Origin of the sequence: Flavobacterium ginsengisoli (assembly GCF_029625315.1) — a bacterium.
GTDB lineage: Bacteria > Bacteroidota > Bacteroidia > Flavobacteriales > Flavobacteriaceae > Flavobacterium > Flavobacterium ginsengisoli.
The window spans coordinates 2,339,789-2,362,500 of the sequence record NZ_CP121110.1 but is presented as its reverse complement, the minus strand read 5'-3'; the positions used below and the strand labels follow the sequence as shown (position 1 = coordinate 2,362,500).

17 protein-coding genes and 2 pseudogenes are annotated in these 22,712 nt (G+C 33.7%); 18 read left to right on the top strand and 1 reads right to left on the bottom strand.

The annotated features are described in order from the left end of the window. Window positions 1-6: 6 nt before the first annotated feature. Window positions 7-1,026, bottom strand: coding sequence for a proline-specific peptidase family protein (locus P5P87_RS10970; protein WP_198858460.1), 1,020 nt, complete (start codon window positions 1,024-1,026; stop codon window positions 7-9). Between the two features lie 175 nt (window positions 1,027-1,201). On the opposite strand from P5P87_RS10970, the gene P5P87_RS10965 reads away from it, so the two are divergent. The 18 genes and pseudogenes from P5P87_RS10965 (at window position 1,202) to P5P87_RS10880 (ending at window position 22,711) form a co-directional block, all read left to right on the top strand. Then, window positions 1,202-1,639, top strand: a complete 438-nt coding sequence (locus P5P87_RS10965; protein ID WP_278022571.1) for a PepSY-like domain-containing protein — start codon at window positions 1,202-1,204, stop codon at window positions 1,637-1,639. A gap of 83 nt (window positions 1,640-1,722) precedes the next feature. Further along, window positions 1,723-2,751, top strand: a complete 1,029-nt coding sequence (locus P5P87_RS10960) for a LacI family DNA-binding transcriptional regulator (protein WP_198858458.1) — start codon at window positions 1,723-1,725, stop codon at window positions 2,749-2,751. A 59-nt stretch (window positions 2,752-2,810) separates the two neighbouring features. Then, window positions 2,811-3,647, top strand: coding sequence for a helix-turn-helix domain-containing protein (locus P5P87_RS10955; RefSeq protein ID WP_278022570.1), 837 nt, complete (start codon window positions 2,811-2,813; stop codon window positions 3,645-3,647). Window positions 3,648-3,733: 86 nt separating this feature from the next. Next, window positions 3,734-4,276, top strand: a complete 543-nt coding sequence (locus tag P5P87_RS10950) for a YbhB/YbcL family Raf kinase inhibitor-like protein (RefSeq protein WP_198858456.1) — start codon at window positions 3,734-3,736, stop codon at window positions 4,274-4,276. A gap of 299 nt (window positions 4,277-4,575) precedes the next feature. Next, the gene (locus tag P5P87_RS10945) at window positions 4,576-6,729 is read left to right on the top strand and encodes an alpha-glucuronidase family glycosyl hydrolase (RefSeq protein ID WP_278022569.1); all 2,154 of its coding nucleotides are present in this window, start codon (window positions 4,576-4,578) and stop codon (window positions 6,727-6,729) included. Between the two features lie 168 nt (window positions 6,730-6,897). Continuing rightward, window positions 6,898-7,503, top strand: a complete 606-nt coding sequence (locus tag P5P87_RS10940; protein WP_278022568.1) for an SDR family NAD(P)-dependent oxidoreductase — start codon at window positions 6,898-6,900, stop codon at window positions 7,501-7,503. An 11-nt stretch (window positions 7,504-7,514) separates the two neighbouring features. Beyond that, entirely contained in the window at window positions 7,515-7,637 is a 123-nt protein-coding gene (locus P5P87_RS10935; protein WP_278022567.1) for an SDR family oxidoreductase, read from the top strand. A 120-nt stretch (window positions 7,638-7,757) separates the two neighbouring features. Further along, window positions 7,758-8,922 (top strand): annotated as a pseudogene (uxuA, locus tag P5P87_RS10930) (mannonate dehydratase). 250 nt (window positions 8,923-9,172) lie between these two features. After that, the gene (locus P5P87_RS10925) at window positions 9,173-11,800 is read left to right on the top strand and encodes a glycosyl hydrolase 115 family protein (protein ID WP_278022566.1); all 2,628 of its coding nucleotides are present in this window, start codon (window positions 9,173-9,175) and stop codon (window positions 11,798-11,800) included. A 64-nt stretch (window positions 11,801-11,864) separates the two neighbouring features. Further along, window positions 11,865-12,974: an endo-1,4-beta-xylanase gene (locus P5P87_RS10920; protein ID WP_278022565.1), complete on the top strand. Its 1,110-nt coding sequence runs from the start codon at window positions 11,865-11,867 to the stop codon at window positions 12,972-12,974. A 275-nt stretch (window positions 12,975-13,249) separates the two neighbouring features. Next, window positions 13,250-14,683, top strand: coding sequence for an MFS transporter (locus P5P87_RS10915; protein ID WP_278022786.1), 1,434 nt, complete (start codon window positions 13,250-13,252; stop codon window positions 14,681-14,683). A 21-nt stretch (window positions 14,684-14,704) separates the two neighbouring features. Further along, a complete protein-coding gene (locus tag P5P87_RS10910; protein ID WP_198858451.1) occupies window positions 14,705-15,739 on the top strand; it encodes a glycoside hydrolase family 43 protein in 1,035 nt (344 codons plus the stop codon). Between the two features lie 502 nt (window positions 15,740-16,241). Next, window positions 16,242-16,847 (top strand): GntR family transcriptional regulator, encoded by a 606-nt coding sequence (locus P5P87_RS10905; protein WP_278022564.1) that lies wholly within the window; start codon window positions 16,242-16,244, stop codon window positions 16,845-16,847. 106 nt (window positions 16,848-16,953) lie between these two features. Next, a complete protein-coding gene (locus tag P5P87_RS10900) occupies window positions 16,954-17,250 on the top strand; it encodes a LacI family DNA-binding transcriptional regulator (protein WP_278022563.1) in 297 nt (98 codons plus the stop codon). 1 nt (window position 17,251) lies between these two features. Further along, complete coding sequence (locus P5P87_RS10895; RefSeq protein WP_278022562.1) at window positions 17,252-18,733, top strand: xylulokinase; 1,482 nt, start codon at window positions 17,252-17,254, stop codon at window positions 18,731-18,733. Window positions 18,734-18,742: 9 nt separating this feature from the next. Then, a pseudogene (xylA, locus tag P5P87_RS10890) lies at window positions 18,743-20,069 on the top strand (xylose isomerase). 610 nt (window positions 20,070-20,679) lie between these two features. Next, a complete protein-coding gene (fsa, locus tag P5P87_RS10885) occupies window positions 20,680-21,336 on the top strand; it encodes a fructose-6-phosphate aldolase (RefSeq protein ID WP_198858447.1) in 657 nt (218 codons plus the stop codon). 640 nt (window positions 21,337-21,976) lie between these two features. Further along, window positions 21,977-22,711, top strand: a complete 735-nt coding sequence (locus P5P87_RS10880) for a TonB-dependent receptor plug domain-containing protein (RefSeq protein ID WP_278022561.1) — start codon at window positions 21,977-21,979, stop codon at window positions 22,709-22,711. Window position 22,712 lies beyond the last annotated feature (1 nt).

The following is a 22,712-nucleotide window of genomic DNA, read 5'->3' as shown; positions in this document are numbered from 1 at the left end:
TTTGTTTTAATTGAATTTTTTGTCGTCAACATCATGTATGAACTGAATTACGCCATCCATAAAAACTTTTTGATCATCCCACATGGCCAAGTGACTTCCGTTTGGACAGTATAAATAACGTCCTTTTTTCACTAATTTACTTTGCTCTTCCATTGCTTTTGGATCCATTGTGTCATATTTTGCACCAATCATTAAGGTTGGAATCGTAATTTCATGTAATCGATTTTTAATGTCCCATTTGGCTAATCTTCCGCTTATTCCAAATTCGCTTGGACCTTGCATTAAAGTGTAAATTTCTCCATTTGCATGCTTGCTAGCTCGATTTAAACCGTCTGGCCATTCCTCAAGTCGACATAAATGCTCTTTATAAAAATTAGGAATCAATAACTCCATATATCTTGGATTATTAAAGTCTTTTTTGGCTTCCAAAGCCCTTATTTCTGCTAAAACTTCTGGTTTCATTTGTTTTGCTAGAACTTCGTCAGCATATTTTCCATATTCTGGAGCACTCGCCATCATGTTTGATACTAATAAACCTTTCATATTTTGCTGATATTTCAAAGCATATTCCATTGCTAGAATTCCTCCCCATGAATTTCCTAATACATAAAAATTCTCTTTATCTGCGTTAATAGCTTTTCTAACTTGTTCAACTTCTTCAACAAATCGTTCTGTAGTCCATAAACTGCTGTCTTTTGGCTGATCGCTGTAATAAGAACCCAATTGATCATATTCATAAAATTCAAAACCTTCCCTTTGAAAAAATGTTTCAAAACATTCCATATATTCGTGAGTCATTGCTGGTCCTCCATGTAATAATAAAACTTTTATTTTTGGATTGTTTCCAAATCGTTTTGTCCAGACTTTAAATTCTCCAATAGGTGTTTTTATTGGAATCATTTTTACTCCAGCCGATTCAACTTTATCTTGATTATAGGTAAAATAAGCAGGTAATATTTTAGCTTGATTTTCATTTTTGCATGATGTAATTAATAGTGTAAGTACTAGAATAGAAATGTAACGCATATGTTTTTGTTTGACGGTTTATACTAAATTACAAATTTTAAGATGTAAATTAAGAACTTTTTTGGGTGTAAGTGCTGTTTTATCAATGTGTTATAGAGGTAAATGTTTCTTGAATTAATTTGTAAGTGCTTTTTCTTATTGTAAATTAGTGAAAGTATACTTAAAAAGTGAAATTATGAAAACGAGAGTATTTTTTACTATTATATTGCTATGTATAACAATATGCGTCAGTGCGCAGAAGAAAATTGAAGTAACAGAACTTCCAAAATCAGCACAGGAATTTCTGAAAAAGCACTTTAGCGATACTTCAATAGAAATTGCTAAAAAAGATGCTGAACATGGAGAAAAAGGTTTTGAAGTAAAACTAAAAGACGGAACAGAAGTAGAGTTCTGGAAAGATGGTTCCTATCGAGAAGTAGATGGTGGAGATAATCCAATTCCAACAGATTTTATTCCAGATGCAGTTAAAGCTTATGTTGCCAAAAATTATCCTAATGAAAAAATTACTCATATAGACTATGGGCATAAAGATTTGGATGTCGATTTAACCAATAATATTGATTTAGAGTTTACGAAAGATGGTAAAATTTTAAAAGATAGGAAACATAGGTAATGTGTTTTATTTTTTAAGTGATTTTTGAAAATATAAACGTGAGAGAAAATAGTTTATATTTACATCTTCTATTAGTTGTTTTTATGGAAGAAAATAAACATGTAACGATTTATGATATTGCTGAAAGACTTAATTTGGCAACATCGACCATTTCACGAGCTTTAAAAGACCATCACACAATTAGTGATAAAACTATAAAGAAAGTGAAAAAAACTGCAGAAGAAATGGGATTTGTTCCTAATACTTTGGCTGCAGGTTTGCGAGGTAATAAAACTAAAACCATTGGGGTTTTAATTCCAACAGTTACACAGCCCTTTTTATCTTCATTAATCAGCGGAATCGAAATTACGGCTCAAAAGTCTGATTATACTGTAATCATTATGCAGTCACATGACTCCTATGAAGAAGAAGTCAATATGGCGAAATCTCTTTACAGTAATCGTGTGAGTGGTGTAATTTGTTCATTGGCAATGGAAACGCGCGATACGTCACATTTTCATCAATTTTCAAACAATAATATTCCGTTAGTTTTTGTCGATAGGGTTCCTAAAGATTATAATACTTTTAGAGTCGTGATTGATAATTACTCAGCAGGTTACAAAGCTACAAAACATCTTATTGAACAGGGCTGTATTCGTATTGCCCACATTACGGCAGGATCAGAATTAGGAAATTTATATAATGAAAGAAAAAGAGGCTATATTGAAGCCTTGAAAGATCATAATGTTGATATAGACGAAAACTTGATTGTCAATTTAAATTCAGTTACTTACGAAGACGGTGTGAAAGCCAGCAATGCTTTATTTGATTTGAAACCAATGCCAGACGGATTATTTGCTCCTGGAGATATTATTGCTGTAAGCGCCGTACAAACTGCTAAAAAACGCGGTATAAAAGTGCCAGAAGAATTTAAAGTAATTGGTTTTAATAATGATCCGATTTCGCAGATTATCGATCCTAATTTGTCGACTATAACACACCCAGCTGAAAAAATGGGAAAGGCGGCAGCAGAAATCATTATCAAGAATTTGAAATCGGCTAAAAATGATGACGCTAAAGAAATTACTTTTTTAAACACAGAAGTACTCGCAAGAGAATCTACTCAGAAATAAAATTAAGAATATTCAAAATAATAAGGCTTATCGATTTATTTGGTAAGCCAATATTTTTTATGAAAACAATTACACTTCCAGACGAAATGAATTTAGAAAAATCACAACAGGTACATGTTGTGGGTTACAATAGTTCTAAAGACGTTTCGAAACAGCAGATTATTTTAAATAAGAATATAATTAGTTTTTTGATTGAAGGAACAAAAGAAGTTATTTTTGACAATGAAGCCTTGTCAATAACACCTTCTAAGTTTATTATAATGAGATCTGGAAATTGTTTAATGACAGAAAAAAGAACTTCTGAAACTTCTCTTTATAAAAGTGTTCTTTTGTTTTTTTCTAACGAAATGCTTCATAATTTCATTAGAAAAATGGAATCTGAAAATTCAGAATCTAGTGAGCCAAAATCAGTTTATGCGTTTGATTATGATGATTTTCTAAAACGTTTTGTAGAAAGTTTGGTCGATATTGCTAACCTTTCAAAAGCTATTCAGCCAAAATTATTAGAAGTAAAATTTGAAGAAATTATGTTCTATCTCATTGATAAATATGGAACGAATTTTCTTTATTCTTTAACTACAAACAGTGATGATGCTGCGCAAAAATTCATTCGAACTATCGAAAACAGTCATTTAAGCAAACTGACTTTAAAAGAATTAGCCTTTTTATGTAATATGAGTGTTTCGACTTTTAAAAGAGAATTCGAAAAATACTATTCAGAATCTCCTATAAAATGGTTTCAAAACAAAAGGCTTGAACATGCGCATTATTTGTTGAGTCAGGAAAAAAGCCCTTCTGAAGTTTATTTTGAAGCTGGTTACGAAAATCTTTCAAGCTTCAGTCAGGCTTATAAAATCAAATATGGCGTAACTCCAAAACATCATAAAGCAGTTTGAGCTTTTTGCAACAGTTTTTGAACCTTTTCCTAAAATTATTCAATTATTCCAAATCTAACTTTGCTTAAAATTTTAAATCAGATAAAATGAAAAAGCTTAGTTTAATTTTAGCGATGTCAGCGATTTTCTCGACATCTATTTTTGCACAAAAAACATTTACCTTAACTAGTAAAGATTTAGGAGGGGAAATTACTAAAGTTCAGGAATTCAATGGCTTTGGATGTTCAGGAGAAAACCAATCTCCACAGTTGTCTTGGAAAAACGCTCCAGAAGGAACCAAAAGTTTTGCTGTAACTATGTACGATCCAGATGCGCCTACAGGAAGCGGATTCTGGCACTGGGTTGTAGTTGATATTCCAGCAAATGTAAACGAATTGGTAACTAACGCAGGTACTAAAAATCTTGTTCCAAAAGGAGCAATTCAAAGTGTTACCGATTACGGTATTAAAGGATTTGGAGGGCCTTGTCCGCCAGTTGGTCACGGATATCATCAATATATCATTACCGTTTATGCTTTAAAAACTGATAAATTGGGAACAGATGAGAATACAAATCCGGCAGTAGTAGGGTTTAATCTTTGGAATCAGACTTTGGCAAAAGCCAGTATTGTAGCATATTACAAAAGATAAAGTATCAGTAAAGAATTCTAATCTCTGAATTCTTAAAATCTAAAATTTACGGTACTTTAGGCAGGATAGTTTTTTAAATTATCCTGCCTTTATTTGTTAATAAAATTATTTTTTTGAAAAAAGCGGCGTTAAAATTTTTTTCTTAAATAACAATCTTATATTTTTACGCAACCGATTGCAATTGTTGTTTTATTTAAGATTATTTATTTTTTAAATTAAAATTTTATTAAATATTCTTAATTGAGAATAAAACATTGATTCTTTTAAAATAGTGATTGTAAAGAATAAATTAAAACCAGATGACTTCATTAAGATTTGTTTTCCTGTTTCTTTTGATTTCCTTTTCGGCTTTGGCACAAAAGGATTATAAATTATGGCTTCAGTATAATGCCGTGAGTAATTCTGCAATGGCTTCAGAATACAAAAACAATCTTAAAGGAATTGTTGTTTTAGGAAATTCAGAAACCATTAAAATTGCGGAGAAAGAACTTAAAACAGCTTTTGAAGATATGCTGAGTGTTATTCCAGAAATCAAATCAGATATAAAAGGAGAAAATAATCTAATCGTTGGTTCGCAAATAAGTTTAAATGCTGAAATCAAAAATGAACTAAAATCTGATTTTGAAAAAATAAATGACGAAGGTTTTATTATCAGATCCATTTCTTTTAAAAACAAAAAACAAATCATTATTACAGGAAAAAATGACGTTGCCGTTTTATATGGAGTTTTCAATTTCCTGAGAAAATTCCAGACTAATAAATCGATTAGAAATTTAAATATTGCTGATTCTCCAAAAACAAATATCAGAATTCTGAATCATTGGGATAATTTAGATAGAACAATCGAAAGAGGTTATGCTGGATTTTCGCTTTGGAATTGGCAGAAACTTCCAGATTTTATCGACGAGCGCTATATTGATTACGCTAGAGCGAATGCCTCAATCGGAATTAACGGAACGGTTTTGACCAATGTAAATGCCAATGCTTTAATTCTGACTCCACAATATTTAGAAAAAGTTGAAGCTTTGGCAAATGTCTTTAGACCTTACGGAATAAAAGTTTATTTAACAGCAAGATTTTCGGCACCGATCGAAATTGGAAACTTAAAAACAGCCGACCCAAAAGATGCTCAAGTAGTTGATTGGTGGAAAAATAAAGCGACAGAAATCTATAAACGAATTCCAGATTTTGGAGGATTTTTGGTGAAAGCTAATTCTGAAGGTCAGCCAGGTCCACAAAACTATGGAAGAGATCACGTTGATGGAGCAAATATGCTTGCTGATGCCGTTGCGCCTTTTGGCGGTGTAATTATGTGGAGAGCATTTGTATATTCTGAGCATGATGCTAATGACCGCGCCAAACAAGCTTATGCTGAATTTCAGCCTTATGATGGAAAATTCAAAGAAAATGTAATTGTTCAGGTCAAAAATGGAGCAATCGATTTTCAGCCAAGAGAACCTTTTCATCCGTTATTTGGCGCAATGCCGAAAACGCCTTTAATGATGGAATTTCAAATCACGCAGGAATATTTAGGTTTCAGTACACATTTGGTTTTTCTGCCTAAATTATTTCAAGAAGTTCTGGAATCTGATACCTATCAAAAAGGAAAAGGTTCGACTGTTGCGAAAGTTGTAGATGGAACTTTATATCAAAATAAACTAACTGGAATTGCTGGCGTTGCCAATATCGGAAACGATTTAAACTGGACAGGACATCCTTTCGCACAGGCCAATTGGTATGGTTTTGGGCGATTGGCTTGGAATCCGTATTTGGATTCAGAAACCATTGCTGATGAATGGTTAAAATGTACATTTTCGAATGACGAAAACTTCATTAAACCTGTAAAAGATATCATGATAGAATCGCGCGAAGCCGTTGTAAATTATATGACACCGCTAGGTTTACATCATATTATGGATACGGGACATCATTACGGACCAGGACCTTGGGTTTCTAATTTATCAAGACCAGAATGGAATCCGACTTATTATCATAAAGCCGACAAAAACGGAATTGGTTTTGACCGATCAAAAACGGGAACTAATGCGACTGCACAATATGCACCCGAAGTTGAAACACTTTTTGATAATTTAGAAACTTGCCCAGAAAAAGATCTTTTATGGTTTCATCATGTTTCATGGGATTATAAACTGAAAAACGGTCAGACACTTTGGAATGGCATGGCATTGAAATATCAGGAAGGCGTAAATCAGGTAAAAGAAATACAGAATGTTTGGAAGAAAACTGAAAAATATATTGACAGCGAACGTTTTAACGAAGTAAAAATGCTATTAGAAATTCAGTATAAAGAAGCAAAATGGTGGCGCGATGCATGTTTGTTATATTTTCAGCAGTTTTCAGGGAAAGAACTTCCAGCGGGAGTAGAAAAACCAACACAAACTTTAGAGCATTTTGAATCATTAAAATTTCCTTTTGCGCCAGGAAATGGATAATAAATTTGAGTAATTGTAACGCAGATAAAACGGATTTGCTATCGCAAAGACACGGAAAAAAGGCGGATTTTTTTAATGAAATTGAGAAAAAAAATCCGCGTAAATCAGCGATTTCGCGATAACGAATCCGTTTCATCTGTATACAAAAAATATATTTTATAGAAAATTATGAGTAAGAAAACAGCAATTGTAACTGGAGGAAATTCAGGTTTAGGTTTTGCGACAGCAAAGAAATTATGTGATAACGGAATAAAAACTTACATAATTGGAAGATCAAAAGAAAAAACAGAAGATGCTTGTAAGGAAATTGGAGAAAATGCTATTCCAATAATTTTTGACTTAAATAATCTAGCTGGAATTCCTGCGATGATTGAAAGCATCACAAAAGAAAATTCAATTGATATTTTGGTAAATAATGCTGGAATCAACATGAAAAAAGAAATTCCAGAGGTAACTGATGAAGATTTTCTTTCGATAATTCATACCAATTTGTTGAGTGTTTTTGCGGTAAGTCGCGAAGTCATAAAAAATATGAAATCTAACAGAAGCGGCAGTATCATCAACATTAGTTCGATGGCATCTCAATACGGGATCCCAAAAGTAATTGCTTATTCGGCAAGTAAAGGCGCAATTGAATCGATGACACGTGCAATGGCAACTGAATTAGCGCCGGCAGGAATACGTGTAAATTGTGTTGCTCCTGGATTTATTAAAACCAAAATGTCTCGTCTGCTGCTTTGGATAATGATCCAGAAAGAAAAAATAAAGTATTAGGAAGAACTCCAATGGGCTTTTTAGGAGAACCTTCAGACATTGCAGATGCGGTATATTATTTCGCTTTAAGCGAATCAAAATATACTACTGGTACAGTTTTGCCTGTTGATGGCGGAAATAGTATAGGATTTTAAGTCTAGATGAAATAGCTCGCAAAGGCGCGAAGCCGCAAAGTATTTTGCCTTTAAGTTTTTTTAAATAAAACTTTGTGACTTAGCACCTTCGTGGCATAAAAAAAGAGAAGTATGATAAAAATGCAACAAACCATGAGATGGTTCGGTCCAAGTGATAGCGTCAAGTTGATCGATATTCGACAAGCTGGAGCAACGGGAATTGTAACCGCATTGCATCAAATTCCGGTTGGAGATATTTGGACGATTGAAGCAATAAAAGAAAGACAGGAAATCATTCGCAATTATGGTTTGGAATGGACTGTGGTTGAAAGTCTTCCGGTTCATGAAGAAATCAAACGCGCTTCTGGAAATTATTTGCAATACATTGAAAATTATAAAATCAGTTTAAAGAATCTGGCAGATTGCGGCATCAAAATTATAACCTACAATTTTATGCCAATTCTGGATTGGGTAAGAACCAATCATAATTTTATAAATGAAGATGGAAGCAAAGCTTTACTATACAATCAGGATGCATTTACTTATTTTGATGTGTTTCTTTTGAAAAGACCGAATTCTGAAAATGATTATTCTGATACTGAAAAAGAAAAAGCTTTAAAATTTGGTAATCAATTATCTGAAGATGAAAAAGCTTTACTGTTTAAAAATGTTTTACTGGGATTGCCAGGAAGCAAAATCAATTTTACGGCAGAACAGATTTTATCGCTTTTAGATAATTATGCTCGCTATTAATAACGAAAAACTAAGAGAAAACCTGATTTACTTTCTATCTGAAGTAACGCCAATCGCAGAACAAAACGGACAAAAATTAGCGATTCATCCAGATGATCCACCGTTTTCGGTTTTAGGACTTCCAAGAATTGTTTCAACAGAAACCGATTTGAAAGCTATTTTCAACGCCGTTCCTTCAACAGCAAACGGATTGTGTTATTGTACAGGCTCATTAAGTGCAGATCCAAAAAATAATCTTGAAAAAATAATTGACGATTTTGGAGAGCGAATTCACTTTTTACATCTAAGAAATACTATCCGCGAAAGCGAAACTATTTTCAGGGAATCAGAACATTTAAACGGCGATGTTAAAATGGAAATAATTGTGGAGAAATTATTGTTGTTGATGAACAAAACCAAAATAAGTTTTCCAATGCGTCCCGATCATGGTTTTCTTCATCGAGTTGATGAAGCAACAGAAACTTATCCAGGTTATTCTTTAACAGGAAGATTAAAAGGTCTTGCTGAATTGAGAGGTTTGGAAATGGGAATTGGTTATAAATTGGGTCTATAAATAAAGTTAAGTATCCTAACATTTTTTTTAACAGGTTAGGTTTAAGATTATAAACGTACTGTTTTTTCATTTCGACGTAAGGAGAAATCTTCGTTAGTAGCTCCGAAACGTAAACCCAATCTTTGTAGAGTTTCTTGCGAAGATTTCTCCTTACGTCGAAATGACAAAACTGGTGCTAATTGTAATGAATTTAAACCTGTCGGATTTAAAACAGCAGAAACTATGTTTGTTTAAACAAATAAAATACCTTTTGCAGACAAAGAAAATCTATGATTCTATGTGTTTAAAAATTAAAACTTCATGTCTAATTCTATTACTTCTCCTAATCGGATTAAGTACAAATTCGTACGCTATAAATCCAGATAAATATGTAGTAAATCAGGCTTCTGCTGGAAACTTTCCTTTAGTAAGTAAAGGAAAAACGGCTTCGATTTTAGTTGATGATAAAGATTATGCAGGAGTTTTAAAAGTGGTTGGACATTTAGAAAACGATCTTTTTAAAGTTTCAGATTTACATCCAAAAAGAATTAAAAAAATTTCTGAAGGAGAAGATTTTGTTGTCATAATTGGAACATTAGGAAAAAGTAAAATCATTGATCAATTAGTCCAAAAAGGAAAAATCGACAGAAGTGCGCTTCAGGGAAAATGGGAAAAATTTACAACACAGATTGTTGAAAATCCGTTTAAAGGAATTAAAAAAGCGCTTGTAATCGCAGGTTCAGATAAAAGAGGAACGATTTACGGAATTTACGATTTATCGAATCAAATTGGAATTTCGCCTTGGTATTTTTGGGCAGATGTCCCAGTGAAAAAACAATCAGAATTACATGTTTTGCCTGGAGTTCACACGCAGGGAGAACCAAAAGTAAAATATCGTGGAATTTTTATAAACGATGAAGCTCCAGCTTTAACAGGATGGGCTTTTGAGAAATATGGCGGATTCAATTCAAAATTCTATGATACGGTTTTTGAATTGATTTTGAGAATGAAAGGCAATTATTTGTGGCCAGCAATGTGGGGCAGAATGTTTTATGTTGAAGATCCGCAGAATGCTGTTTTGGCCGATGAATACGGGATTGTGATGGGAACTTCGCATCATGAACCATTAACAAGAGCACACGCGGAATGGGGAAAATCAAATGGGAAATGGGATTTTAATACCAATTCGGAAGCCTTGATTAATTTCTGGAAAGACGGAATTAAACGAATGGGAAATAAAGAAACAATTGTTACAATCGGAATGCGTGGTGACGGTGACGAACCTATGACGGAAGGAACTGCAATTGATTTATTAGAAAATATTGTCAAAACCCAACGAAATATCATTCAAGAAGTAACTAAAAAACCGATTGAAGAAACGCCTCAAATGTGGGCGCTTTACAAAGAAGTTCAAGATTATTACGACAAAGGAATGACTGTTCCAGATGATGTAACACTATTATTGTGTGATGATAATTGGGGGAATATTCGAAAACTTCCAGAGCTTGATTCAAAACCAAGAAAAGGCGGTTACGGAATTTACTATCATTACGATTATGTTGGAGGACCGAGAAATTATAAATGGATCAATACGAACCAAATTGAGCGTACTTGGGAACAAATGGATTTAGCATATCAATATGGAGTTGATAAAATCTGGATTGTAAATGTAGGCGATATCAAACCAATGGAATTTCCGATTGCCTTTTTCTTGGATATGGCTTGGAATCCTGAAAAGTTTAATGCGGAGAATCTAGAAGATTATTATGTGAATTGGGCAAAAGAAAATTTCGGAAATCAGTTTACAGAAGAAATTGCCACTATTTTAAAATTATATACCAAATACAACGCGCGAAGAAAACCGGAATTATTAGATGCTAAAACATACAGCGTAACCAATTATAACGAAGCTGATCGAGTTGTTGCTGATTATCAAAAGTTGGTAGAAAAAGCCAATTCTATTAACGAAAAATTACAACCAGAATATAAAGATGCTTTTTACCAATTGGTTTTGTTTCCAGTTTTGGCTAGTTCCAATTTAAATGAAATGTATGTTGCAACAGCCAAAAATCAGTTGTATGCAGCACAAGGTAATGCCGTTGCAAATGCGTATGCTGAAAAAGTAAAAGAGTTATTTGAAAAAGATAGTGAGCTTACCAATTATTATCATACGAAATTGGCAAATGGCAAATGGAATCACATGATGGCACAAACGCATATTGGTTACGATAATTGGCAACAGCCAGAAAAAAATGTGATTCCGAAAACAAAAACAGTTGAAATTTCAATCAAAGCTCAAGCAAAAATTTCGACTGAGAATTCTCCAAAGGTTGAAACATCGATTACTAAAAATTTAGAAAATGCTCATGGTTTTATAGAGAATGACGGTTACATTTCAATAGAAAGTAAAAATTATTCTAAAGCTATAAATTCAGATTTAGTAAAATGGACTTTAATTCCAAATTTGGGTAAAACAGATTCTGGAATAACTATAAAGCCTTCAAATATTCAACCGTTTGAAATTTCAGAACAATCGCCAAGATTAGAATATGATGTTTGTTTTTTCAGTAAAGGAAAAGTAAAGGTAAAAGCATATTTTTCGCCGACAATCAATTTTAAAATAGGGGACGGATTAAAATACGGAATTGCTTTCGATTCAGAAAAACCTCAAATTATGAACCTCAACGAAGATTCTTCGGAGAAAAATTGGGCAGAATCGGTGGCAAACAATATTAAAATTATAACCTCAACTCATCAAATAGAAAATGCAGGAAATCATGTTTTGAAAATTTATGCGATTGATTCTGCTTTAGTGCTTCAAAAAATTGTAATTGAAACGGAAGAAGGAAAAGTTTTGGAGTCGTATTTGGGGCCGCCAGAGAGTTTTAGAAAGGAATGATTCTTCTGTTCAGGAATGGACAAAACTAAACGAATAAAAGCTATTAACTATTAAACCAAAAGATATGAAATTTATTAAACCTTATTTATTTGCCGTCACGACTTTGTTGGCTATGAGCTGCACTTCGCAAAAAGAAACGCCTTCATTAAAAGATGCTTATAAAAGCGATTTTTATATTGGAACCGCTTTAAGTGCGGATCAAATCGAAGTCAAAAATGCTAAAGAAGATTCTCTTATTCGAAAAGAATTTAATGCAATTACGGCTGAGAATATTATGAAATCTATGTATGTACATCCGCAAAAAGACAAATATGATTTTACTTTAGCAGATAAATTTGTCGCGTATGGAGAAAAGAATAAAATGTTTATTCACGGACATACTTTGATTTGGCACAGCCAATTGGCACCTTGGATGGAGAAAATCGCAGACAGCACAGAAATGAAAGCTTTTATGCAAGATCATATCAATACGATTGTTTCCAAATACAAAGGAAAAATCAATTCTTGGGATGTTGTAAACGAAGCTTTAAATGAGGACGGAACTTTGAGACAATCTGTTTTTTTGAAAACACTCGGAGAGAAATATCTTGTTGATGCATTCAAATTAGCGACAAAAGCAGATCCTAAAGCAGAATTGTATTATAACGATTATAATATTGAAGAACCAGCAAAAAGGGCAGGAGCGATTGCCTTAATCAAAAAAATAAAAGCAGAAGGAGGAAAAGTAGATGGCGTTGGAATTCAAGGACATTGGAGGTTAGGAAGCCCGTCAATAGAAGAAATTGAGAAAAGTATTTTAGAGTATTCGGCTTTAGGAGTTAAAGTAGCGTTTACAGAATTAGATATTACAGTATTACCAAACCCGTGGGATTTAAAAGGGGCAGAAATTAGTCAAAATTTTGAAGGAAGCGCGAAAATGAATCCGTACCCTAAAGCATTGCCAGATTCTATTCAAAACAAGCTTGCAGAACGTTACGCTTCGATTTTTAAATTATTTTTGAAACACAAAGATAAAATCAGTAGAGTTACTTTTTGGGGCGTTCATGATGGACAATCTTGGTTAAATGATTGGCCGATAAAAGGAAGAACAAATTATCCGTTACCATTTGATGCAACTTTAAGACATAAAAAAGCTTACGATAGTATTTTAAATCTTAAAGAGACCAAAGAATAAATAATAAAATGGCGTAAGGATTGATGAATTACCCGACAATCGGTTGTGGTTTGAAAAATAACTTAAATAAAGTGAAGTAAATTTGCATAATATGTTTTTTTGTCTAATTTTACACAACCGATTGTTTTAATTGTAATTTGCATTCCTGCAAGGTTTTCATAACCTTGTAGGCATAAAATTGAAGAGCAGTTTTAATCAATAGGAAACCTACAAGGTTATGAAAACCTTGCAGGAGTAAAAACTAACTAACCAACAAAATGACCACAAACCCACCAATGACTAAAATTTCACAAAAACTATCCATCAAAGAAAAAATTGGATACAGTTTAGGAGATCTTGTCGCCAATCTCGTTTTTCAAACTTTGATGACCTATCTGGCGTATTTCTACACCGATATTTACGGCTTGTCGCCAACTGATTCTTCCATTATTATGCTGATCGTTGGATTAATCGCCGCTTTTATTTTTAACCCAATTATTGGAGTTGTAGCAGATAGAACGAGTACCAAGTGGGGAAAATTCAGACCATGGATTTTAATAACAGCGATTCCGCTTGGAGTAGTGGCCTTATTAGCATTTTCAACTCCCGATTTCTCTTATAAAGGAAAAGTAATTTATGCCGTTGTAACATATACTTTATTGTTGCTTTTTTATGCAGGAAACAATTTGCCGTATTCTGCCTTAAGCGGTGTCATTACAGGCGATATGAAAGAAAGAAACAGTATGTCTTCGTACCGTTTTGTGGCGGTTATGTTTGCTCAGTTTTTTGTTCAGGTTTTTATGCTTGGAATTATTAAAAGTGCTGGAAATGGTGATAAAGCAATTGGAATCGAGAAAGTAATGACTGCTTTGGCAATTATTGGAACAATCATGCTTTTAATTACTTTTTTAACGACGAAAGAAAGAATCATTCCGAAACCAGAACAAAAATCAAGCGTTAAAGAAGATTTAAGCGATTTAATCAAAAACAGACCTTGGGTAATTATGCTTACCCTGACGACTTTGGTTTTTGTGACCCTGGCGATGAAAGGCGGTTCTTATGTATATTATTTTGAAAACTATGTAAACAAAGAACAGTTAGCCGTTTTTATTCAGCCAATATTAGATTTTCTAACTACGATTGGGCTAAATCATTTTGGTAATGATCCAGTTTCTGCGGGCTTCGGTTTATTCAATGCGGGAGGAATTATCTTTATGATTGTCGGTATTACATTATCTAAGAACTTGGCAGACAAATATGGAAAACGAAATGTTTTTGGAGTGTTTTTATTCATTTCGACTTTATTCATTATTGCTTTCTATTTCTTTCCGCCAGCTTCAATTGGATTGATGTTTTTTTCTCAAATCTTACACGGATTTTTCTACGGAATCACAATACCAATTCTTTGGGCTATGATTGCCGATGTTGCCGATTATTCAGAATGGCTGAATAACCGTCGTGCAACGGCCATTATTTTCTCTGCAATGATGGTCGGATTGAAAACAGGATTAAGTGTTGGTGGCGCTTTAACAACCTTGTTTTTAGGCTATTTCCATTACGTTCCAAATGCTTCTCAACAATCAGAAACAGCTATAAACGGAATCAAATTACTAGTGAGTATTTTCCCTGCAATCCCTTTTTTAATTGGAGCTGGATTGCTGTTTTTCTATAAAATCAATAAAGAAATGGAAGTGCAAATCGAAACAGAACTTAAAGAACGAAGAACTTAATTATTTAAACAAAATATCACTATGCCTGAAGATAGCATTGAACACATTAATTTTGAGGAAATTAATGAACTGGCGATTTCAAAGCCTTTAGTATCACACATTTATACAGCCGATCCTTCGGCGCATGTATTTAATGGTAAAATTTATATTTATCCTTCACACGACATCGATGCTGGAATTCCATTTAATGACAATGGAGATCATTTTGGGATGGAAGATTATCACGTTTTTTCGATGGAAGATATTTCATCAGAAGCGGTTGATAATGGCGTAGCGTTACACGTAGACGATGTTGCTTGGGCGGAAAAACAAATGTGGGCGCCAGATGCAGCCCACAAAAACGGAAAGTATTATTTGTATTTTCCTGCCAAACGCGCTAACGGAATTTTCCAGATTGGAGTGGCTATTTCAGATTCGCCTGTTGGACCTTTTATTCCTGAAAAAGAGGCTATAAAAGGAAGCTATAGTATTGATCCAGCAGTTTTTGAAGACGAGGATGGCAAACATTATATCTATTTTGGAGGAATTTGGGGCGGACAGCTTCAGAAATACCGAAATAACAAATACGATCAGAATAATGAAGAACCTTTAGCAAATGAAAAAGAGTTAGGCCCTATTGTAGCTAGACTTCGAGAAGATATGTTGGAATTTGACGAAGAGCCAAAAGAGATTTTAATTCTGGATGAAAATGGAGAAGTTATAAAAGCAGGCGATAACGATCGTCGTTTTTTTGAAGCTTCTTGGGTTCATAAATATAACGGAAAATATTATTTCTCTTATTCGACAGGAGATACACATTTTATATGTTATGGAATTGGCGATAATCCTTATGGGCCTTTTACATATCAAGGAAGAATTTTGAATCCAGTTGTGGGTTGGACATCACATCATTCGATTTGCGAAGTAGAAGGCGAATGGTATTTGTTTTACCACGATTCTAGTTTGTCAAAAGGAGTAACACATTTGCGAAGCATGAAAGTAACCAAAATCGATTATTTAGAAGATGGTTCGATTATCACAATAGATCCTTACGGAATAAGAAGATTAATAGATTAGTTTTTCTGTGTAAAAAAATTTGAAAAAAAATACAATCGGTTGTGTTGTTTTTGAGTTTTATAATGATGTGTTATATGTCGCCCCACTGGAGCTTTTAATAGGTGAGGATTTTAATTTTATATAAATATTACGCTCTTCCAGAGCTATGATAGAAAAAAATACTATAGATATTTCATCTAGTTTGTCATTTCGACGGAGGAGAAATCTCCACAAGAAACTCGACAAAGATGGGAGTCTTATTTGGAGTTACTCGCGAAGTCCCAGAGGGACGAAATATTTATAGAATTTTTAGAACGCCCAATTGTAAAAAGCCTCAGCGGGGTGATATATTATTTTGCGATAAATGTGTCGCTCCGCCGGAGTTTTTAATCTATGTGCATTTTAATTTTCTATAAATATTACGCTCTTCCGGAGCTAAAAAAAATAACATAATTCATGTAAAAAATAATTTTTTATAAAAGATTTTTAGCTACTTTAGCATAACAGAACGGAACAGAACGGTATGCTAAAAGAAGAAGAAAAATTTGAATTTATAATAAATCACGAAAGTGATATTCCGAAGTACCAGCAGTTGGTTGACGGAATTACAAATGCTATTGCGGAAAATATTTTGCAAAAGGGAGATTTGCTCCCGTCTGTAAATGTGATTTGCAAAACATATCAGCTTTCAAGAGATACGGTTTTTAAGGCGTATTCAATTTTAAAAGATCAAAAAGTAATCGATTCTGTGCCTAACAAAGGCTATTATGTAGCGGGTGAAACAAGAAAAGTGCTTTTGGTTTTGGATACGTTTAAGGCTTATAAAGAGGTTTTGTATCATTCGGTTGTGAATAATTTGCCTGATAATGTGATTATCGATGTGCAGTTTCACCATTATAATATTGATGTTTTTAAAACGATCATTAATAACGGAATCGGGAAATATTACAAATATGTGGTAATGAATTTTGACCACAAGGATATTCCGCCAGCATTGTCGGCAATCTCAAAAGATAAACTGCTTTTGATTGACTGGAATATTAGAGCAGATAAAGCGAATAATTATGTTTTTCAGGATTTCGGGAAAGCGTTTTATGAGTCTTTAAAAGAAGCAACGAGATCTGTTTAAAAAGTATAAAAAAATACAATTTGTATATCCAGATTTTACAAATCATCCGTGGGAAACGGTAGAATATTTTAAAAAATTCTGTGCCGATTTTGGTTTTGAATATGAAGTGATTACGGATCCAAAAAAGTTCAATATCGAGAAAGGAATTGCATATATCAGTGTAAGCGACCGAATTTTGGGACACTTTTTAGAACAGTGCAAAGAGAAAGATTATGAACCAGGGAAAGACGTTGGATTTTTATCTTATAACGAAACCCCAATGAAAAAGTTTATATACAAAGGAATTTCGGTTGTTTCAACTGATTTTAAAGAACTAGGAACCAAAGCAGCGGCATTTATCACGCATGACGAAGAAACGCAGTGTTATGTGCCAACAAAATTAATAATAAGAGAATCATTATAGTATGTATTATATCGGATATGATATTGGAAGTTCTTCTGTCAAGGCGGCCTTGGTAGAAGCAGAAACGGGCAAAAAAGTAATCGTTCTGAATGAACCGCAGAACGAAATGGAAATCCTTTCGATTCACCCAGACTGGGCAGAGCAAGATCCTGAAATCTGGTGGCAGCACATCTGTACAGCGACTAAAAGAGCGATTAAAGAATCAAATATCGATGCTTCTAAAATTCAGGGAATTGGTATTTCGTACCAAATGCACGGATTGGTGATTGTGGACAATGACGGAAGTGCGCTTCGAAACTCAATTATCTGGTGTGACAGCCGTGCGGTTGAAATTGGAAATAAGGCTTTCGCCGAAATTGGAGAAGAAAAATGCATGTCGCATTTATTGAATTCGCCAGGAAATTTTACTGCTTCAAAGCTAAAATGGGTGAAAGAAAACGAACCTGAAGTTTACAATAAGATCTCTAAATATATGCTTCCGGGAGATTACATCGCTTTGAAATTAACGGGCGAAGTAACGACTACCAAAAATGGTTTGTCTGAAGGAATGCTTTGGGATTATAAAGAAAATAAAGTAGCCGACTGGCTTTTAGAATATTACGGAATTGATACAGTATTAACTCCAAAAATTGTAGAGAATTTTACGAATCAAGGTGTTGTTACTGAAAAAGCTTCACAAGAATCTGGTCTTCCTGCAGGAATTCCGATCGTGTACAGAGCAGGAGATCAGCCAAATAATGCTTTGTCATTAAATGTGCTTCGACCGGGAGAAGTTGCAGCGACAGGTGGTACGTCGGGCGTTTTCTATGCTGTTACAGAAACAAATTCAGGAAAAAGTACTCGTGTAAACAACTTTGTTCATGTAAATTATACGGAATCAAATCCGAGAGTTGGAAAATTACTGAATATCAATGGAGCAGGAATTCAATACCGATGGATGCGAAACAATATCGGAAATGAGTCGTATGAAGAAATGAATGAAAAGGCGTCTCAGATAAATGTTGGCTCACAAGGATTGGTTGTTATTCCGTTTGGAAATGGAGCCGAAAGAATGTTCAATAATAAAAACATTGGATCTCATATTTTAAACTTGAATTTTAATATTCATACCAGCGCACATTTATTCAGAGCATCTTTGGAAGCAATTGCGTTTTCTTTTGTGTACGGAATGGAATGCTTGAAAGATGACAATGCAACGATTAATGTAATTAGAGCCGGAAATGATAATTTATTCCGTTCCGAAATTTTCTCTAATACAGTTGCCACATTAATTGGACATGAAATAGAAATTTACAATACAACCGGAGCAGTAGGAGCAGCAAGAGCAGTAGGCTTGACAGATGGTGACTTTGAAAAATTTGGTTCAGGAATTACAACAAACGATCACGTAATGACTTTTTTGCCTCTAAAAAATAAAGAGGAATACGAAGCGACTTATAAAAAATGGAAACAAGAATTAGAATTAATATTAACAAATAAATAAAAGAATCAAATGATAGTTTTAGGAGATAAAGAATACTACAAAGGTATTGGCCAAATTAAATTTGAAGGAAAAGAGTCTGACAATCCTTTGGCATTTAAATATTACAATCCAGACCAAGTTGTGGCTGGGAAAACAATGCGTGAGCACTTTAAATTTGCTATCGCTTATTGGCATACATTCTGCGGACAAGGTAGCGATCCATTCGGACCAGGAACGCAAGCAATTTGCTTGGGATGCTTCATCAGATCCGTATCAGGCGACTAAAGATAAGGCAGATGCTGCTTTTGAATTCATTAGCAAAATGGGATTCGATTATTTCTGTTTCCACGATTACGATTTGATTAACGAAGGGCCAACTTTCGCAGAATCAGAAAAACGTTTGGCATTCATTACAGATTACTTAAAACAGAAAAAAGCAGACTCTGGAATTAAATTGCTTTGGGGAACTTCAAACTGTTTCTCAAACCCAAGATTCATGAACGGTGCGGCTACAAATCCTGATTTTAATGTAGTAGCAAGAGCTGGTGGACAAGTAAAATTGGCTTTGGATGCTACAATCGCTTTAGGAGGAGAAAACTATGTATTCTGGGGAGGTAGAGAAGGTTATATGTCTTTACTTAACACAGATATGGGAAGAGAATTAGACCATATGGCGCAATTCTTAGCAATGTCTAGAGATTACGCAAGAGCTCAAGGTTTCAAAGGAACTTTCTTCATCGAACCAAAACCAATGGAGCCATCTAAACACCAATACGATTTTGACTCAGCAACTGCAATTGGATTCTTAAAAAATTATGGTTTAGATAAAGATTTCAAAATCAATATCGAGGTAAACCACGCTACTTTAGCGCAACATACTTTCCAACACGAATTAGAAGTGGTCGCAAAAGCTGGAATGTTAGGAAGTATCGATGCTAACAGAGGTGATTACCAAAACGGATGGGATACAGATCAGTTCCCGAATAACATCCAAGAAACTACTGAAGCAATGTTAGTTTTCTTAAAAGCTGGCGGATTACAAGGTGGTGGAGTTAACTTTGATGCTAAAATTAGAAGAAACTCTACAGACTTAGAAGATGTTTTCTTAGCGCACATTGGTGGAGCTGATACTTTTGCAAGAGCTTTACTGACTGCTGATAAAATCATTTCTTCTTCTCCATACGAAAAATTAAGAAAAGAAAGATACAGCTCTTTTGATTCTGGAAAAGGTAAAGATTTTGCTGACGGTAAATTAGGTTTAAAAGATCTTTATACTATCGCTCACGAAAATGGAGAATTAAATCTTCAAAGCGGTAAACAAGAATTGTTTGAAAATATCATTAATCAATATATTTAATTGATTTAGATTTTAAATATTCAACCTAACAGCCCCGATGCATCGGGACTGTTAGGTTTCTCCAAAATATTTAGTGAGAAAAAAATCTAGAAAAAGTTTTAATTTTTAAACATGATAGTTGTAAAACGTTAAAATGTCTAAAAATGTTTTTTTAGATAAAAACTTCGAAAATGTGTATTAAGATTATGGCTTTTTTACATTAAGATTCAAGAAAAACAGATTGAAGGTTTAGTTACTGTTTTTTGAAAATTGAAATGAATAAAAAGTCAGTTTGATAAAATAATAAGTGAGTTTTTTTTATTGAAGGTTTTTTGAAGAGCAGAATCAATCGAAATGCACATTTTTCACTCACTAAAATTTCGACACACTGCAGTGCGTCTCTACTAAATTTATCTACACAAAGAAAAAAACGTACAGTTTTGTCATTTCGACGAAGGAGAAATCTCCGTAAGTAGCTCCACAAAGTAAATAACTAATCTTTGTCGAGTTTCTCGCGAAGATTTGCTTTGCCTGTTCGCTATCGCTCGGGTCTCCTTCGTCGAAATGACACACTATGCGATTCATTCGATGATAAAGAATTATTTATAACAACTAATAAACCAAAAAACTTATGAAATTTTTTATTGACACTGCTAATCTTCAAGATATTGAAGAAGCGCAGGCTTTAGGCGTTTTAGATGGTGTAACTACCAATCCGTCTTTAATGGCAAAAGAAGGAATTACAGGAAAAGAAAATATCCTGAAACATTATCTTGACATTTGTAATATCGTTGATGGCGATGTTTCTGCTGAGGTAATCTCAACCGACTTTGAAGGAATGGTAAGAGAAGGCGAGGAATTGGCCGCTTTACATCCTCAGATCGTAGTGAAATTGCCTATGATTGGTGATGGTGTAAAAGCCTGTAAATATTTTTCTTCAAAAGAAATTCGTACCAATGTAACTTTGGTATTTTCTGCTGGACAAGCCTTATTGGCGGCAAAAGCAGGAGCGACTTACGTTTCTCCATTTTTAGGACGTTTAGATGATGTTTCAACAGACGGAATGCATCTGATTTCGGAAATTAGAGAAATCTATGATAACTATAATTATCAAACTCAAATATTATCGGCTTCTGTGAGACACACGATGCATATTATCAATTGTGCAAAAATTGGTTCCGATGTAATGACAGGACCCCTTTCTGCGATTAAAGGATTGTTGAAACATCCGTTAACAGATATTGGTCTGAAACAATTTGTTGAAGATGCTAAAAAGATGAACTTATAATATTTTTGTTTTTCATTTTTTATAGTTTTTAAACTCCCTTCTAGTTATTTAGAAGGGAGTTTTTTTATAAAATAAAAGCAACCGATTGTTTCTTTCTTAAGTTTTGTAAGAAATATACATTATAGGGTCTAGTGTATTGGTTTTCAGTATTTAATATTTCTTAAGTCCCGTTTTATAAGGGATTGACAAAAATTTATTTTATGACGAATTTTACGACGGTTACTACATCGTTTTAGTACTTGCTTAAAAAAATAAGAATTTAACATTTTATGTTTTTTTTAAGATTTTGAATTAAACGATTTATTATCTCTAACGTTTTCGTTATATCAAATACTGTTTTTGATGATTGTTTAATATTTTTTAAATTTTACTGCGTATAATTCTTTTTTTAATGATATTTTTTTCAAATTGAGAATAAAAATTAACGCAACCGATTGTGTGTTATTGTTTTTTGCATATATTTGTTTTGACTATAAGTTGTTATTCGCTTGAAATGTTAAAAATTGAAAGTAATACTATAGTCGCCAAATAGAAACTAACTAAACCAACTATTAACTCATTAAACCAATTATTTATGACTAACTTTTTAATTACTAAAAGCAGATCTAAATACTTTAAGAATTTGGGGTTCTTAATCCTGATGATAGTATTTTCTGCTTCGGTAAATGCACAAATTACTGTTACAGGTACTGTAACTGATGGTGCCGGACCAATACCGGGTGTCAATATTATTGTAAAGGGAACTAAAACAAGTACAGTATCGAATTTTGACGGAACTTATACGCTCCAATCTATTCCTACTAATAGTATTTTAGTTTTCAGCTTTATCGGATATAAACCGCACGAAGTAGCGGTGAACAATAAAACTAAAATTGATGCCGTACTAGAAGAAAATTTAAATGACTTGAAAGAAGTTGTTGTTATTGGATACGGAACTGCAAAAAGAGCAGATTTAACAGGAGCTATTTCTTCTATATCTAGTGCGGCAGTAACACAATCTGTTTCTACAACTATAGATCAGGTATTACAAGGACGAGCTGCTGGGGTGCAGATTCAGCAGAATAGTGGTACACCAGGCGGAAGTTCTTCGGTGCGTATTCGTGGTATAAGTTCTATTACAGGTTCTAATGAGCCAATTTATGTAATTGATGGTGTCATTATAGATGGTAATTCTGGTTCATTAAATACAAATCCGCTTTCAGGAATTAACCCGCAAGATATCGCTTCGATCGATATTTTGAAAGATGCTTCTGCAACTGCTATTTATGGATCTCGAGCTGCAAATGGAGTAATTATGGTGACAACTAAAACAGGTAGAAAAGGAGATTTGACTTTAAATTTTGACAGTTATGTAGGATGGCAAGCAAATGCCTAAA

Coding starts and splice junctions, on each gene's coding strand:
- P5P87_RS10970 (WP_198858460.1), bottom strand. CDS start 1,026: ATGCGTTACATTTCTATTCTAGTACTTACACTATTAATTACATCATGC.
- P5P87_RS10965 (WP_278022571.1), top strand. CDS start 1,202: ATGAAAACGAGAGTATTTTTTACTATTATATTGCTATGTATAACAATA.
- P5P87_RS10960 (WP_198858458.1), top strand. CDS start 1,723: ATGGAAGAAAATAAACATGTAACGATTTATGATATTGCTGAAAGACTT.
- P5P87_RS10955 (WP_278022570.1), top strand. CDS start 2,811: ATGAAAACAATTACACTTCCAGACGAAATGAATTTAGAAAAATCACAA.
- P5P87_RS10950 (WP_198858456.1), top strand. CDS start 3,734: ATGAAAAAGCTTAGTTTAATTTTAGCGATGTCAGCGATTTTCTCGACA.
- P5P87_RS10945 (WP_278022569.1), top strand. CDS start 4,576: ATGACTTCATTAAGATTTGTTTTCCTGTTTCTTTTGATTTCCTTTTCG.
- P5P87_RS10940 (WP_278022568.1), top strand. CDS start 6,898: ATGAGTAAGAAAACAGCAATTGTAACTGGAGGAAATTCAGGTTTAGGT.
- P5P87_RS10935 (WP_278022567.1), top strand. CDS start 7,515: ATGGGCTTTTTAGGAGAACCTTCAGACATTGCAGATGCGGTATATTAT.
- P5P87_RS10920 (WP_278022565.1), top strand. CDS start 11,865: ATGAAATTTATTAAACCTTATTTATTTGCCGTCACGACTTTGTTGGCT.
- P5P87_RS10915 (WP_278022786.1), top strand. CDS start 13,250: ATGACTAAAATTTCACAAAAACTATCCATCAAAGAAAAAATTGGATAC.
- P5P87_RS10910 (WP_198858451.1), top strand. CDS start 14,705: ATGCCTGAAGATAGCATTGAACACATTAATTTTGAGGAAATTAATGAA.
- P5P87_RS10905 (WP_278022564.1), top strand. CDS start 16,242: ATGCTAAAAGAAGAAGAAAAATTTGAATTTATAATAAATCACGAAAGT.
- P5P87_RS10895 (WP_278022562.1), top strand. CDS start 17,252: ATGTATTATATCGGATATGATATTGGAAGTTCTTCTGTCAAGGCGGCC.
- fsa (WP_198858447.1), top strand. CDS start 20,680: ATGAAATTTTTTATTGACACTGCTAATCTTCAAGATATTGAAGAAGCG.
- P5P87_RS10880 (WP_278022561.1), top strand. CDS start 21,977: ATGATAGTATTTTCTGCTTCGGTAAATGCACAAATTACTGTTACAGGT.